At 37.5% G+C, this 16459-nt stretch carries 7 protein-coding genes and 1 pseudogene; 3 read left to right on the forward strand and 5 right to left on the reverse strand.

Annotated features, from left to right (window positions below; all coding sequences use genetic code 11):
• Positions 1 to 8: 8 nt before the first annotated feature.
• The 5 genes and pseudogenes from ACPF63_RS19600 to ACPF63_RS19620 form a co-directional block, all read right to left on the reverse strand.
• Positions 9 to 904: pseudogene (locus ACPF63_RS19600) on the reverse strand (cation diffusion facilitator family transporter).
• Between the two features lie 16 nt (positions 905 to 920).
• Entirely contained in the window at positions 921 to 1802 is an 882-nt protein-coding gene (locus ACPF63_RS19605) for a bestrophin family protein (RefSeq protein WP_426480994.1), read from the reverse strand.
• A 133-nt stretch (positions 1803 to 1935) separates the two neighbouring features.
• Positions 1936 to 3165 (reverse strand): efflux RND transporter periplasmic adaptor subunit, encoded by a 1230-nt coding sequence (locus ACPF63_RS19610; protein ID WP_426480995.1) that lies wholly within the window; start codon positions 3163 to 3165, stop codon positions 1936 to 1938.
• Between the two features lie 46 nt (positions 3166 to 3211).
• Entirely contained in the window at positions 3212 to 7573 is a 4362-nt protein-coding gene (locus ACPF63_RS19615) for a CusA/CzcA family heavy metal efflux RND transporter (protein WP_426480996.1), read from the reverse strand.
• A gap of 147 nt (positions 7574 to 7720) precedes the next feature.
• Positions 7721 to 8044 carry a DUF6660 family protein gene (locus ACPF63_RS19620; RefSeq protein WP_426480997.1) on the reverse strand — a complete coding sequence of 108 codons (324 nt, stop codon included), beginning with the start codon at positions 8042 to 8044 and terminating at the stop codon, positions 7721 to 7723.
• A gap of 337 nt (positions 8045 to 8381) precedes the next feature.
• On the opposite strand from ACPF63_RS19620, the gene ACPF63_RS19625 reads away from it, so the two are divergent.
• The 3 genes from ACPF63_RS19625 to ACPF63_RS19635 are packed head-to-tail and all read left to right on the forward strand — an operon-like array spanning position 8382 to position 16459.
• Positions 8382 to 9398, forward strand: a complete 1017-nt coding sequence (locus tag ACPF63_RS19625) for a cell wall anchor protein (RefSeq protein ID WP_426480998.1) — start codon at positions 8382 to 8384, stop codon at positions 9396 to 9398.
• A gap of 6 nt (positions 9399 to 9404) precedes the next feature.
• The gene (locus tag ACPF63_RS19630) at positions 9405 to 9872 is read left to right on the forward strand and encodes a hypothetical protein (protein ID WP_426480999.1); all 468 of its coding nucleotides are present in this window, start codon (positions 9405 to 9407) and stop codon (positions 9870 to 9872) included.
• Between the two features lie 5 nt (positions 9873 to 9877).
• Positions 9878 to 16459, forward strand: coding sequence for an RHS repeat-associated core domain-containing protein (locus ACPF63_RS19635; protein ID WP_426481000.1), 6582 nt, complete (start codon positions 9878 to 9880; stop codon positions 16457 to 16459).

Raw genomic sequence — 16459 nt, forward strand, 5'->3', positions numbered from 1 at the left:
TTAATTTTTTACAGATGGACTTCATTTTCTTCATAGCCTCCTCCTCTATCTGAAAAGTGGTATGACTGATTTTAAAGTTATTCACAGTAGTATCCGTCAATATTTTTAACAATTGATTCTGAGAATATGCTTCTTCTTTTACCACATGAGCACTCATAGCATTGACGCTTGATGTCAGTGACCATACATGCAGGTCATGAATATTTTTCACCCCAGGAGTCTTTTCCAGAGATTTACGAAGTTCATGAATATCCACTTCTTTAGGAGTTCCTTCAAGCAACACATTAATGGCTTCTTTCAACAGTCTCCATGTTCTTGGGAAGATCAGTAATCCAATTGCGGCTGAGATCAACGGATCGGCGTAGTACCAGCCTGTTGTGAGCATAATCACTCCTGCTACCATCACTCCTACAGAGGTCAGCATGTCTGAAAGTACTTCAAAATACGCGCCTTTCATATTTAAGCTGCTTTCTGAGTCTTTTCTCAGAATCATCATTCCGACAATATTGACGATTAATCCGATTCCTGCTACAATCAGCATGGATTTACTTTGTACTTCCGGCGGATCTTGAAACCGCTTGTAAGCTTCAAATAAAACATAGATCGAAATAGCCAGTAAAACCACCGCATTGATTACGGCTGCCAGTATCTCTGTTCGATAATAACCATATGTTCTGGAAGGATCTGCTTTTCTTTCTCCTATTTTGATGGCAATAAATGCCAGTAACAATCCTACAACGTCTGTCAGCATATGGGCTGCATCAGCCAATAATGCGAGACTGTTGGTAACAATTCCTCCTATTACCTCAGCAATGAGATAGGTTCCGCTAAGGCAGAGTACGATCAGGAGGTTCTTTTTATGTCTGCTTCCTGCAGAAGCTGTTTGTGTTGGTGTGCTTTCCATATGGTGTATGGTTTAATTACATTTCATAATAGGATGTATTTTCTTTTTTAGGGGGAACATTCTGCTCACCGATCATCTGTCTGATATTGATTTCTATGGTCTGCGCCAGGGAAGTCATCGGAGTGTCTACAGGGCCATTTTCAAACGGATCCTGCATGATGATAGATGTTTTTTCAATAGCAATGAATGTCACCGGAACCAGAAAAGTAATGGCAATTTCTACCAACAGCTGTGAATCATCAAGTCCAAAGGGAAGAATGGCCGCAAAAACATAGATTAAAATATGAACTAAAACACTGTAAGAACGTGGGAAAACCGTATTCTTCAGTCTTTCACATTTCCCCATACTGTCGCAGAGCCTTGTGATGATATCGTTCAGCTGCATCTGCTGAAAATCAGTCAATCCTTTGGAAGCGGCAATTTCTTTCAGCTGTCTGGAGTGTTCGTCCAGAATTGCATTGGGAATATTGGTTCCTTTGATCTGATGCTGATCCAAATATTGCTGAACTTTTTCAGAAAACGGCAGTTTTCTCAAAGATTCCCCAAGTGCATACGTCCAGATAATTTGTCTTTCGGCAAAATCTTTTATTATTTTGTCATTTCCCACCGGCATAAACTGAATAATCAACCTTACAAAAGTCCGGGAATCGTTAACAATTGCCCCCCAAACAGTTCTGGCTTCCCACCATCTTTCATAGGACTGGGAAGTACGGAATGCCAACAGCAATGATACAGCCGTTCCCAGCAAAGCAGGAATATTCAACGGCAGTGAGATCTTGCGAAACCATGACAGTTCGTCCAAAAGGCCAATAGCGATGGCAAAGATTCCGATGAACAGGATTTGGCTTTTTATTTCACGGATGAAATACCAGACTGATATTTTTTTGTTTAATAACATAATTGGGTTATTTATTAAAATTCGGTGAGGTTATCTTTAGTTTCTTTCAACCGTTTTTATTCAATAAAAAATTACGTAAACAGCTCTAATTTAAGGATAAAAATCGATATTTTACTGGTTCCGGCTACTTTCATTAATGTTCGTGCTCTCCTGAATTCACCAGTTTGGCATTCACGAAAAATGCTCCTTTCACTACTATTTTTGCATTGTCAGGAATATTCCCCACCGGGGTTATCGCGGTATATCCCATATCAGATGTTCCTTTCACTATTTCTATTTTTTCAAAGTTTAAGGTTTTCGGATGTGGTTTGCCGTTTTCTTCATGTTCTTCCTCCCCCTTTTTATCAGTCTGCACAAACACATAATATTTACCGTCTGCTTCTACAATGGCTTCTGTGGGAACGGCAGGAGTAGTACTTTTATCAAGGCTTACAATTCCGGTGATATTCATCCCGTCAATCAGTCCGGATTTGTTTCCGATCACTTCGCAATGCATGGAAATAGTTTTACTTTCATTTTCAAAAGAAGATCCTATGCTGTAAATTCTTGCATCATATTCGGTTTCCGGATTGTTGGTCAGTTTAAAATGAACAATCTGCCCCACTCTCATTTTAGGAAGGTCTTTTTCAAACACCTGAAGATCGAGATGGATGGAGCCGTTATCAATCACTGTAGCTACGGGAGAAGAGATATCTACATAGCTTCCGATCTGTGCTGTAATACTGCTGATCGTTCCACTGATAGGAGCTGTGATCACCAGACCGGATTTCATATTTCCATTGTTTACTTTTCCAGGGCTTATTCCCATCATCTGAAGCTGTTTCAACAGGGAAGCTCTTTTTGTTCTTAAGGTTTTCAGTTCTGCATCGGCACTCTGAAGGTTCTTCTTGGCTCCTGCATCATTATCAAAAAGCTCTCTTTGTCTTCTGTATTCCTGTTCTGCATAGGTTATTCTGCTGTTGGTAGTCAGATAATCTTCCTGAAGCTGGATATATTCCGGGTTGGCAATGGTTGCAATGACTTGTCCTTTTTTCACGATACTTCCTACCTGGATATTGATGGTTTTGATAATTCCTCCGTACAGGGAAGTGATGGTTGCTTTATTACTGTTCGGTACACTCAGCAAACCGTTGGCTTTTATCGTTGATGTCAGCTCTTTCATTTCTACGGTTCCCAAAGCCACTCCTACAGACCTCATCTGTTCTTCCGTGAGTGAGGCTATAGTTTGTGGAGCTTCTTCATGTGCCTGTTCTTTCTGTTCTGTTTTCTCAGGAGCTTTTTCTTCTGAAGCTTCTTTTTTTCCACAACTTGTCAGTAATAGTGAAATCAGGATAAGGGGTATGATATTATATTTGAGTTTCATATCTAAGAATGTATTTTGTCTGATACTGTATTTCAGCGCTTTTATATTATTTATTAATAATTGAATTAATAGTTACTACAGATTGATTCACCTGCTGGATAGATTCCAGATATTTCAGCTGAATGTTTGTAGCCGTCTGCAGGGCAAAAAGATATTCAACATAGGAGATCTCTCCTGTTTTATAACCTAACTGGGCCGCTTTTACAATTTTCTCAGCATTTGGCAGTGCCTGACTTATGTAATAATCATACTGCTGAATATCCTGCTGGTATTGACTGAACGCATTGTCCAACTGTGCGGAAAGTTGTTTCTGCCGCATTTTCGCATTGGTTTCTGCAACCTGTCTGTCATATTCCAGAGCCTGAATCCTAGCTTTTGTCGCTCCAAAGGTCAAAGGAATAGCCACTCCTACCGTTGCCGACTGAAAACGTTTCCCTGAGTTATAAAAATTCTCCTGCCCGTTGATGGTATGAAGACCAATCAAAGACTGGTTGGTATATCCTAAGCTGAAATCAGGGAGTCCAAGAGATTTTTCAACTTTCTTATTTTTCTCAGCAATTTCCATTTCCTGGTAAAAGGCTCTTACAGACGGATTGTTGGCTACCACTGCACTGTCGAGTACATTTTCTGCTTTTAAAGGAACATAATCTTTGTTAAACGGAACTTTAAGATCTTCTGACGTATTCATAAGGGCCTTTAAATTCTTATAGGCATTATTCAGAAAGACTTCATTTTGTCTGAGCAGCAGATCAATTTCTCCTTTTTGGGTTTCTGCAGTACTGATTTCTATCTTTTTGATATCACCCGCTTTGAATCTTACGGTTGCAATTCTGATAAATTCCTCATAATATTTGTCCAGACTCGTCAGCTGAGCTTTATTATACTGTAAATATTCAATCTGATAATAGTAAGTACGCACCTGTTTTACTAGTTCATTCGCTGTAATTTCCTTATCAATCTGTTTGCTTTTAATATTCTCATTGATTAAGTCTTTTCTTGCTTTAAAAAGTGTTGGAAAAGGAATACTTTGTGAGATTGCAAACGACTGGTCAAACTTTGGACTGTTATACTGTCCAAGCTGAGCTTCAAGGCTTAATTTCGGGAGTTCTTTCGCGGTTGCCCTTAAAGCTTCAGCAGACTTAATACTTAAGTCTTTTGACTGCAGGGTTAAATTATTACTCACTGCCTGCTCTACTGCCTGTTCTACAGAAATAGGTCTGGACTGTGCTTTAAAAGTCTGTCCCAGCATCATAAATCCTAAAACAAGAACCGCTGTAAACATTCCTGTATTTTTATTTTTTCTTTTCAAAATTTTCGTGTTAAAAATGATATACAGCATCGGCAAAACGAATAACGTAAGGAAAGTAGCTGTTACAAGACCACCAATCACCACCGTTGCCAACGGTTTCTGTACTTCAGCTCCCGCTCCGGTGGAAATAGCCATTGGTAGAAATCCTAATGATGCCACTGTTGCGGTCATTAATACCGGTCTTAATCTGGTTTTTGTTCCTTCAAATACTCTTTTCAGAATATCTGTTTCACCCTCTTTTTCTAACTGGTTGAATGTTCCTATCAAAACAATTCCGTTCAGTACTGCCACTCCAAAAAGTGCAATAAATCCGATCCCGGCACTGATACTGAATGGCATATCTCTTATTAAAAGTGCAAATACACCTCCAATAGCACTCATAGGAATCGCTGTAAAAATCAATGCTGCCTGTTTAAATGAGCGGAAAGTAAAATACAACAGCATAAAAATCAAAAGTAACGATACCGGAACAGCGATCATCAGACGTTTGCTTGCTTCCTGCAGGTTTTCAAACTGTCCGCCATACGTAAAGTAATATCCTGAAGGAAGTTTCACTTTATCCAGTTTTGCCTGAATATCTTTCACCACACTTTCCACATCACGGCCTTTTACATTGAATCCAATAACAATTCTACGTTTTCCCTGCTCACGGCTGATCTGTGCAGGCCCAAGTTTGTAACTGATATTCGCTACCTGCGATAATGGAATCTGAGCTCCTGTACTGGAGGTGATCATCAGGTTGTTCACATCTGAAATATCAGTTCTGTGAAGACTGTCCAGACGGACTACCAGATCAAAACGTCTTTCATTTTCAAAAACCTGTCCGGCAGCTTTTCCTGCAAAGGCTGTACTTACTGCATTGTTGACATCTTCGATATTTAATCCATAATTAGCAATTCTTGTTCTGTCATACTGCACGTTAATCTGTGGAAGCCCACTCACTCTTTCAATCTGCGGGGCTGTAGCTCCGTCTACTGTCTGAATGATTTTTCCTACTTTATCTGCATATACTGCTAAGGAATCCAGGTTTTCTCCGAAAATTTTTACGGCAACATCCTGCCTGATTCCGGTCATCAGTTCATTGAAACGCATCTGAATAGGCTGATTTTTCTCAAAGAACACTCCGGGAATTGTTTCAAGCTTTTCACTGATCTCATCCGCCAGTTCGTTGTAGGATTTCTTAGTTTTCCATTCGCTCTGCGGTTTTAATACCACGATCATATCTGTAGCTTCGGGAGGCATCGGGTCTGTAGGAACCTCAGCAGAACCAGTTTTACCGACAACCATTTTCACCTCATCAAACTGCTTGATAATTCTTGATGCCTGCATAGAGGTTTCTATACTCTGGCTCAATGAGCTTCCCTGTGGTAAAATACAGTGAAATGCAAAATCACCTTCCTGCAGCTGCGGGATAAATTCACCTCCCATATTTTTGAAGATAAATGCTGAGAGAAGAAAAACGACAGCGGTTGCTGAAACGATGATATATTTTACTTTTATCGCTTTCTGTAATAATGGCTGATATACCTTTTGCAGGCTGTTCATCATTTTATCAGAGAATGTTTCTTTATGGGAAATTTTCTTGGATAAAAACAAAGCGCTCATCATTGGAATGTAGGTCAAGGATAAGATCAGGGCTCCCAGAATAGCAAATCCTACTGTTTTTGCCATTGGGGTAAACATTTTTCCTTCTACACCAGCCAATGTAAGAATCGGGATGTATACAATAAGAATGATGATTTCCCCGAATGCAGCACTGCTTCTGATCTTTGATGCGGAAAGGAATACTTCTTCATCCATTTCAGACTGCGTTAATGCGCGGACAGATTTCCTTACTCCCAAATGGTGTAATGTGGCTTCTACAATGATAACCGCACCATCTACAATCAATCCGAAATCTATCGCTCCAAGACTCATCAGGTTGGCACTTACCCCGAAAACATTCATCATTCCTAATGCAAATAACAAGGAAAGCGGAATGGCCGAAGCTACGATAAGCCCGGCTCTTAAATTGCCCAAGAAAACTACAAGCACGAAAATAACGATCAAAGCTCCTTCGATGAGGTTTTTCTGTACGGTATTGATCGCTCTGTCTACAAGGTCTGTTCTGTCCAGAAATGGTTCTATAATAACATCATCCGGAAGAGATTTCTGTATAGTCGGAATTTTTGCTTTTATATTGCTGACCACTTCATTACTGTTGGCACCTTTTAGCATCATGACTACTCCACCTACAGCATCAACTTTTCCATTATACGTTAATGCTCCGTAACGAACAGCACTTCCCAAACGAACATCAGCTACATCTTTTATGAAGATAGGAACGCTTCCGGTCTCATTTTTAACCGCAATATTTTTAATATCTTCAAGAGAAGTTACCAATCCAATTCCACGGATGAAATAGGCGTTGGGCTTTTTATCAATATAAGCTCCTCCTGTATTTTGATTGTTTTTTTCAAGCGCTGTAAATATTTCAGTGATGCTTGTTCCCATTGCTTTTAAACGATTGGGATCAATAGCCACTTCATATTGTTTTAATTCACCTCCGAAACTGTTGATCTCAGCAACTCCGGGAGTTCCGTTCAGTTGTCTTCGGACGATCCAGTCCTGCATGGTTCGGAGTTCTTTGGCATTATATTTCTTTTCGCTTCCTTTTTTAGGGTGAAGAATATACTGATATACTTCTCCAAGACCTGTACTTACGGGAGCCAGCTCGGGAGTTCCTACTCCTTTTGGAATTTCTTCCACTGCGTTTTTCAGTTGTTCATTAATGAGCTGTCTTGCAAAATACACATCTACATTTTCTTTGAACACCACTGTAATCACAGAGAGTCCGAATCTTGAAATACTTCTTGTCTCCTGAATATCGGGAACATTGGCAATACTCTGTTCAATGGGAAAGGTAACCAGCTGTTCAACTTCCTGTCCTGCCAAAGTGGGACATACGGTAATGATCTGCACTTGGTTGTTGGTAATATCCGGTACAGCATCTATTGGCAATCTGGTGGCACTCCATGTTCCCCAGATGATCAGTACCAGGGTCATCAAGCCAATAATCACCTTATTTTTAATACTGAATTTTATGATTTTATCTAACACGATTTATATGTAATTTTTATTGAAAAGTGAATGCAAACAGTATAAAATACTGCAGCAAAAATATCCTGAAAACCTCTGCAATGGTATTGCAAAGTTTCAAGCACGATTAAGCATTAGAAAGCATCGCTTTCTAAAAGTCAATAAAAATTAAATTTTAGGAGGCTGCCAGATAGGATCGTAAATCTGGTAAGCAAAGTCGTTTTTGTGGAATAAGATCTTCTTTGAAAAGTAAGCAGGAATCTGCTCCGGAATTTCTAATAAAGGATCCATTTTAAATGCTGAAACTGTCATCTGACAACAGCTGCACACACACAAGGGAGAACAGATATCTCCTTTCTCTGTAGAATGAACTCCGTGAATGCTTAATGAGATCTTATTATTTCCTGAATTCAGCGGATGGGACGTGTCTTCACATGGCATTAATGATAGCGCCATGAAATAAAATGCAAGTATCCATCTTAAGAGGTTCATTGTGACAAAGGTAGAGATTTTTTCTAAAATGGAAATCTACTATTCTAGAACTTACTCGGAAAAAATATATTTTCTTGTCTTATTTTTTTTGATTTATTGACTTTATATTAATAAAATGCACCATTTGAACAATTATTACAACAAAAATAACAATAAAACAAATATTCACTAAAAACAGTATAAAACAAAACATTATCTATTAAAAAATACTAATACAATCCAAACAAAACAATATTAAGTCATAATTTTTAATAAATTTGCAAAAAAAATATTAAATACAACATCGTTTGTCGCATTCCATTTATAGTTTTACAAAAAAAAAAATTAATTAATAATTATGAAAACACAATTATTTTCGATTGCACTGTTAGTGTCATCATTTACATTCGCACAAAATGCAGTAGGTCTAACAGTTCACGATACTAGAACTATCAATGATTTGCCCTCTGCCTATAGTAATATAGTAAAGGCAGAATTTAAATCCAGAGATGCAGTGGGGGTTCCAGGAATTGGAAACTATTCAGGTATGTTAACAATTGCTCCATGGTTTGATAATTCAGGGAACAAACGTCATCAGCTTAATTTTAATGATGGGGGTATTTTTTATAGAAATGGTTTATTTACAAGTACTCAATGGGGAAACTGGAGCAAACTTCTAATACAATCAAGTGAAGGAAAAGTAAAAATTGGTAATAATAATGATCCTGACACAAATACTGCTGCTTTATTAAGGATATATGATAAAGATGATGTTATGATGGAAGTTGCCAATTCATATGGCACATTTCAGATTGCCAAATCTGGATGTAATGGTTGCTACGGAGGTACTACAGGAGATACGGTTTTAAGAAATCTGGGACAGACTCATAACATTATTATCGCCCAGCCAAACAATAATAATGACGGTAATTCCTTCGTAGGATTTCAGGATGCTTACCGAGGAATATGGATCAAATTTCTCAACAATGGAATTGCCAAATTCGATGGTAAAATCCATGCGAAAGAAATTGAAGTGAAAGCCAATGTATGGGCTGATTATGTTTTTAAAAAAGAATACACATTGAGATCTTTAGAGGATGTTGAAAAACATATTATCGAAAAAGGACATTTACCTAATATCCCAACTGCTGAGGAGGTAATCAAAAATGGAATTAACGTTGCTGAAATGAACTCCAAACTTCTTGAGAAAATTGAAGAATTAACTCTTTATTCAATTGACCAAAATAAACAAATAAAGCAACAGTCAGAGCAGCTTAAACAGCTTCAGAATGAAAATGAGGTTTTAAAATATCAATCTTCAAAAATTGAAAAACTGGAACAACAGGTTCAACAACTTTTATCAACACAAAAATAACCACAAATGAAAAGAAAAATACTCTCACTATCATCATTGATGATAGGATTCTTCGGCTTTTCCCAAACCGAAGTTTATTTTAAATATGATGAAGCCGGAAACCAGAGATACAGAGGAATCGACGCGGCGGGTAAAAAGGCTGAAGAGATCGTTTCAAAAGAGTCAAAAGTAGCAGCTGTTACCAGACAAGCTCCTGTTATTGATGAAAAAGCATTCCTGAAACAAATACGCCTATACCCGGTTCCTGTCAATGACTATCTTACCATAGACTGGACAGAGGAAGTAGATGGATTAATAGAATCCGTTTCATTATATCAACACAGTACAGTTCATTGGAAATTCCAGCAACAGAATATCCCGGACTTAAACCGTCAGGTTAAAATTAATATGACAAGTTATGACTGGGGAGTATATGTTGTGCGCTTCACGCTAAAAGACGGCAGAATTTTCAGTAAAAACATCACCAAACGATAAGAATAATGAAGCTTTACGATAAGAAAATACAATTATTTTCATCATTCATACTGTCATTATGGTCAGTAATGGGCTTTTCACAGACCATATTATATCAGGCAGAAAACACCTCTAGAACGGTTCAGGATCCACAAACAGTGGTGCTGGCACCAGGATTTCGAGCGTCTTCCAGCTCATCAAATCCATTCGTAGCTAAAATTGGTCCAGCAACGGAGAATCCGGGCGGTGGTCCTACCGATTCAAATGCAGGAGCAACTAATCCATCGGGAACGACAGCTCCGGATGGAAAGAGTTTTCATGATACCAAGGGGAATATTGAGGTTAACGGAGCCGGGCAATTGCAATTTACTTTACCTATTGCTTTGCCTCCCGGGGTGAAAAGCGTTGCTCCACAAATTAATTTGATGTATACCAGCGGTTCCTCCAATGGAATAGCAGGATATGGTTGGAATATTTCAGGGATTACCTCTATCTCCAGAGTTGGTAAAAATATTGAGAAGGATAGAGAAATAAAAGGAATACAATTGGATTATTCTGATTATTATAGCTTTAATGGACAGCGATTGATATTAAAATCAGGAGAATATGGTAAGGATGGCGCTGAATATGTGACGGAAAAATACTCTAACCTAAAAATTAAATCTGTTGGAAATAGTTTAAACATTTCAGGACCCAACTATTGGGAAGTGACTTTTGAAAATGGATCTCAAGCTAAATATGAAAAAACATTTTCATCAGGATTTATGGCAGATACAACCCCAGCACTGGAGTATAATATCACAAAATGGAAAGATACTCAAGGGAACTTCATCACATACAGCTATGAATATACACCACTTGGTTCCGGAGGGATAAATGGTGGTGTGTCCAGAATATCCACTATAACATGGGGAGGAAATGAAACATTAAATAAACCTCATTATAACAGCATTGAATTTACTTATATAGACAGGGACTTGATCGAACAATCATATGTACAGGGATTAAAATATGCTCAAAATAAACTTTTGTCCGAAATTAAGGTAAGTTACAATGGTAGCCAGTTTAAAAAATATGGAATTGATTATATTAAAAATGGAACAAATTATCAATCAGTTGATAAGATAACTGAGTATAATACAGACAACAGTGCAGCTAATCCGGTAGCTTTTACTTATCCAGCTCCTACCCAGCCTGTTTTAGAGTTTTCAGATAATAATGTAGATAGCTTTGAAAACGTGAAGCTGACAGGAGATTTTAATGGTGACGGATATTTGGATTTTGCCATGAACAACGGTATTGTAAAGCTTGGAGGACTCAACAATACCTTTACTGATATTTCTACAGGTAAAACCTTTAATACAGAAGCAAAAGTTGTTAATACATTGCTTGATGAAGAAGGACAAATTTATAATGGCAATGGGATCGTCCAATATGAAGGCGGCAAAGTAGAAGGCTATATATTCAGAAGCAATACTTTTGTTAAAGTATTTGAAAAAGTAATATCTCCAACAGTATGTACAGTATGTGATGCCACCTTGAATGAAGGTGATATTGACGGAGATGGGGTGTCTGATGTTTTCCTTAATTTAACAAGCTCCGGTGCGGCCAATGGGTTTACTGATAAATTTATCATAGACTTGAAAAACCCAAACAATACTGTTTCTAATTATTCCCTGGAAAGAGGGCAATCTGAAAGTTTTTACACAAATCAGAAATATCTCGATATAAATGGGGACAGGAAAGTAGATATTATTGATGTTTCCAATACCGCTTATACTGTATTTGAATTTATAAAAACAGCTCCTAATCAGTATCTGAAGAAAATTAGATTCACAGGTAATTTAGCAGAAACAAAAGCACCTGAATTTCCTGTTTTGTTTGGAGACTTTAACGGTGATGGAAACCCTGACTTTACGATCCCAACAACAGATAACAAAGAAAAAGATAACTGGAGGTTTTATATGGGTACGGGAAAAGGATTTTCCAATGTCTTAAAAACAGATTTTTTGAAATACAGAAAGCCAGATGACTTTCAAAATAGTAATTATCCTACGTTTAATATTTACAGGAATTTTTACACTACTTCAGATATTAATAGGGACGGAAAATCAGATATTGTACACATCAACTCTTTTAATAAAGCGGGTGTAGTAAATTCGAGCGGATTAATACTTAAAAGATATTATGGCTATACTATTGCTGCTTATACTGCTAATGGAGCTATGGCAAATGAAAGCCCAGATTTTTATACCAGTTATAATTATGGAGGATATAATTATGTTACCAGTTCCAGTGAATTTGCTTTATTCTCTCCCATCACCTCACAGGTAAAAGTCAACAACAACTATTATGATGTACTATTATTCTGGAAAGAAAGGATGCATAAACTTAAATCTCCTTCACCTATTGGAAGATTAGCCCAAATACAATCTATTACGCAAGGAGGCATCGTTACATCAGCAGACTATCAGGAGGTGATTCCAAATGATCCAGCTCTTCCTAATTTTTATCAAAAAGTAAAAAAAGAATATTACCCTTATTTTTCATTAAGCAGAGCAGATCAGTCCTATGCAGTATCACAACTTAGGCAAGAAGGCAGAAAGCAGGATTTCCGATACAGAGGAATGACAGGACATTTACAGGGCAAAGGGATGATGGGATATCATCAGTCTGCCCGCAGCTCATGGTACGCTGATGGATTTGAAAACACTAAAAACTGGTCTGGAGTAGAGATTGATCCTGTTTTTGATGGTGCCCCTGTAAAAGAATGGAGCATCAGAACTACCAATGAAAACAACATTTTCCCAACAGATATTTCTGAGAACAACGCTCAGCTATTGAGCTTTAAATCTACCCTATATGATACTTATAAATTATTAGACGGACAGGTGGTAAGTACACCCGTTTCTGATACTGATAAACCAAAGGTTGTTACAGTTACTGTCCCAAAAAGTACTAAAACAAAAGATTTCCTTACTGGAACAATTATAAACAGTTCTATTATTTATGGAGATTACTATCTTCCGAAACAGACAGTGAGCAATGTAAACAATGGTTATGCTGTGACCACTTCTGATTTTGACTATATACATAACATATCAGGAATAGGTTCTGATTATTTTGTAGGACGTCCAAAAAACAAGACAGAAAAGTCACAGGCATATGGTGATACAAAATTTTCCAAAGAAGAATACACGTATGAAAACAATTTGTTAAAAACCTTAAAAACCTGGAATCGGGACAATACAGGGTATTTACTTGAAACATACAATTATGATGATTTCGGAAATATTACCCAAAAGATAATCAGTAATAGTGTGGATTCCCAAACCCAGACAAACGGAACCCTGTATGACCCTAAGGGAAGATTTGTTGTAAAGAAAACAGATCATTTAGGATTAGAAATAGGTATTGAATATAACGATTGGGGACAGATAAAAAAACAAACTGATGCTTTAGGAAATACGCTTGTTAATACCTATGATACGTGGGGAAAATTATCAACCTCTAAAACCAATCTTGGAGGCACAACAACCTATCAATATAATAGAGATAACAATTCTAATATTACTGTTACACAGTATAATCCGGATGGAGATATTTCAAAAAAATATACCAATAAGCTGGGACAGGAATATAAAGTCTCTACGAAGGCATTTGGACAGGGACAATTTGTATCTCAGGAGACCGGGTATGATGTGCTGGGTAGAAAAATAAAAGAGTCTGAGCCTTACTTTGACGGGCAGAGTCCAAGTCAATTTAATACCATTGCTTATGATGACACGCTTTTTCCTGCTAAAATAACAGCCACTTCATTTAGTGGTAAGCAAATGGAAACATCTGTTTCAGGTTTCGCTACAACTGTAAAAGAACTAAATGGATATCAAAGAACAACGTCAAAAACTACCGATGCCTTAGGTAATGTAAGTTCTTCCACGGACAAAGGTGGAACAATTCAATTTACTTACAATGCTGCAGGAGAACAGATAAAGGCACAATATGCTGAAAATATTGTGACCACTAAGTACGACTCCTGGGGTAGAAAATCAGAATTTAACGATCCTTCCAATGGCATTTACAAATATGAATACGATGGACTTGGACAGCCGAAAAAAACAATCAGTCCAAAAGGGACAAAAGAATTCACCTATAATAACTTAGGTCAACTCATCTCGCAGAAGGAGATTTCAACAACAGACGGAGGACAGGCGACCAATAAACTGATTTCGTATTCATACGATAATAAAGGAAGGCTTATTTCCAAATCGGGAACATCTAAAGGACAATCATATAGTTTCAGTGTTTCTTATGATCCACAAGGAAGACTTTTATCTTCATCCGAAAGCAGTAATGGAAAATATTTTATCCAAAAAGGAATTACTTATGACGATAAAGCAAGAGTAACCTCTTATGAAAAGCAACTCTATTCTTCTGGTGCCTTTACTAAAGTTCAGATTGAGAATGTGTACAGCGCCTGGAGTGGTGAGTTGTATCTGATAAAGGATAAAGTTACAGGCAAAGCCCTTTGGGAACTTAAAGAAACCAATGCCAAAGGACAAATGTTGAAATCAAAGCTTGGTGCAGCAGATATTAACAATACTTACGATTTAAATGGCTTCTTAACCAATGTCAACCATTCATCAGCGGTGAAGCCGGGTATCCTGCAACTTTCGTATTCATTTGATGCGATCAAAAATGAACTCAAGAGTAGAACAACAGGAGGAGATTTTAACATTAATGAATCTTTTGATTATGATGAAAATAACCGTTTGGTAAACTGGACCAATCCTGTTACGGGAGTTAAACCTCAATCTAACAGAAATGTTTACGACATCAAAGGAAGAATTACACAAAACGATCAGGTAGGGACAATTAAGTTTGAAAATTCTGCAAAGATCTACCAGCCAACCGAAATGACATTAAATGCCGCTGGAGAACAGAATTATAATAATGATCTGATCCAAAGCATTACCTATAATGAGAACAATGACCCTGTGTTCATTGATGGAATGAAAGGAGATGCAGCCTTCCAGTATGGCTTAACTTCAATGAGACAGAGAGTCACCTATGGAGGCAATTTCAGTGTCGATGGTGATGGTAAGTTCACTAAGTTTTATAGCGAGAACGGGAGCTTTGAAGTGGTAAAAGATAATGCAACCGGAAAGGAAAAGCATATTCTTTATATTGGTGGAACACCATATGAATCAAATATTGTATATTTAAAGAACTTCGCAGAGAGCATCGGTTCTTATAAATTTTTGCATAAAGATTATATCGGAAGTATTTTAGCTATCAGTGATGAAGCTGGAAACAAATTGGAACAGAGACATTTTGACGCCTGGGGTAATTTCACTCATCTTCAAATCGGAAATGGCGCTGTTATTACAGACAAAGATGTCATCCTGAGCTTGTCGAAGGATCTCATTATTGATCGCGGTTACACTAGCCATGAACATTTTGGAGAAGTAGGCATCATTCACATGAATGGTAGATTATATGATCCGTTATTAAGAAGATTCCTGAACGCGGATGAAAATATCCAGGATCCTTACAACACCCAAATTTATAATAAATACGGATATGCGCTTAATAACCCTTTGATGTATAATGATCCAAGTGGAGAAGTACTTCCTTTCCTTATTGGTGTGGGATTAGGTTATTTATGGGCTACAGTAATATCAGGTGCAATTATTGGAGCAGCAATAAGTGTAGGCGTATATGCATTACAAGCAACATTTAATAATAACTGGTCTTTAGGAGGTTTTGCAAAAGCACTTTTAATAGGCGCTCTTACCGGAGCTGTCTCGGCTGGAGCCGGAGAAATATTCAGCGCCAGTGGTTTCTGGGGAACGGTTGGAAATGGAGCTCTGGCAGGTGCAGGAACAGGTGGTGTTACTTCATTAATTAACGGGGATAATTTCTTAAAAGGATTAGCAACAGGGGCTGTAATTGGTGGAGCTGTAGCTGCTGTAAGTTATACCGTAAATTATTATGCTCAAGGATATAATAAGACTAACTATAAAACCGTTTCTTCAGAGATTAAAAGTAATGATACTCAAACATATGATATAAATATTAGTCGTGATACCATGCAGAATGATATAGATATTATGCGAAGCAAAAACTTTACATTATCAGAAATGGATCAATTTGGAGTAGGAAAGGACACCTTAGGATATGGGGGATTTGATGGATATATATATCCTGGGGATGGAAGTAAAGTTTATGCATATACCACCCCAAAAAATTTCTGGACGGGTAAATCTGATATTGTATACGCACCTATAACAGCACAAAACAAAAAGCTTTTAGCAGCAACGATGGTACATGAGACAGGGCATGCATATTCTCAAAAAATAGGATTGCTTGATGTGCAGCTAAAATCAGATAGCAGCGAACATTTAGGGATGGCTAAATTAGAGCACTTATATGCAGACAAAAATCTTGTAACACCGACAGAAAGATTAAACAGCGGCTTTTACTGGAGACCATCCGTTATTAGTAGACTATATAATAATTTAGACCAAATCTCCCGAAGTATAGTTGACAACGCATATAATAAGCTTATGCCAGTATTCAACCGATTTATGTTTTATACAAAATAA

Origin of the sequence: Chryseobacterium sp. R2ACT005, assembly GCF_049949215.1 — a bacterium.
Taxonomy (GTDB): domain Bacteria; phylum Bacteroidota; class Bacteroidia; order Flavobacteriales; family Weeksellaceae; genus Chryseobacterium.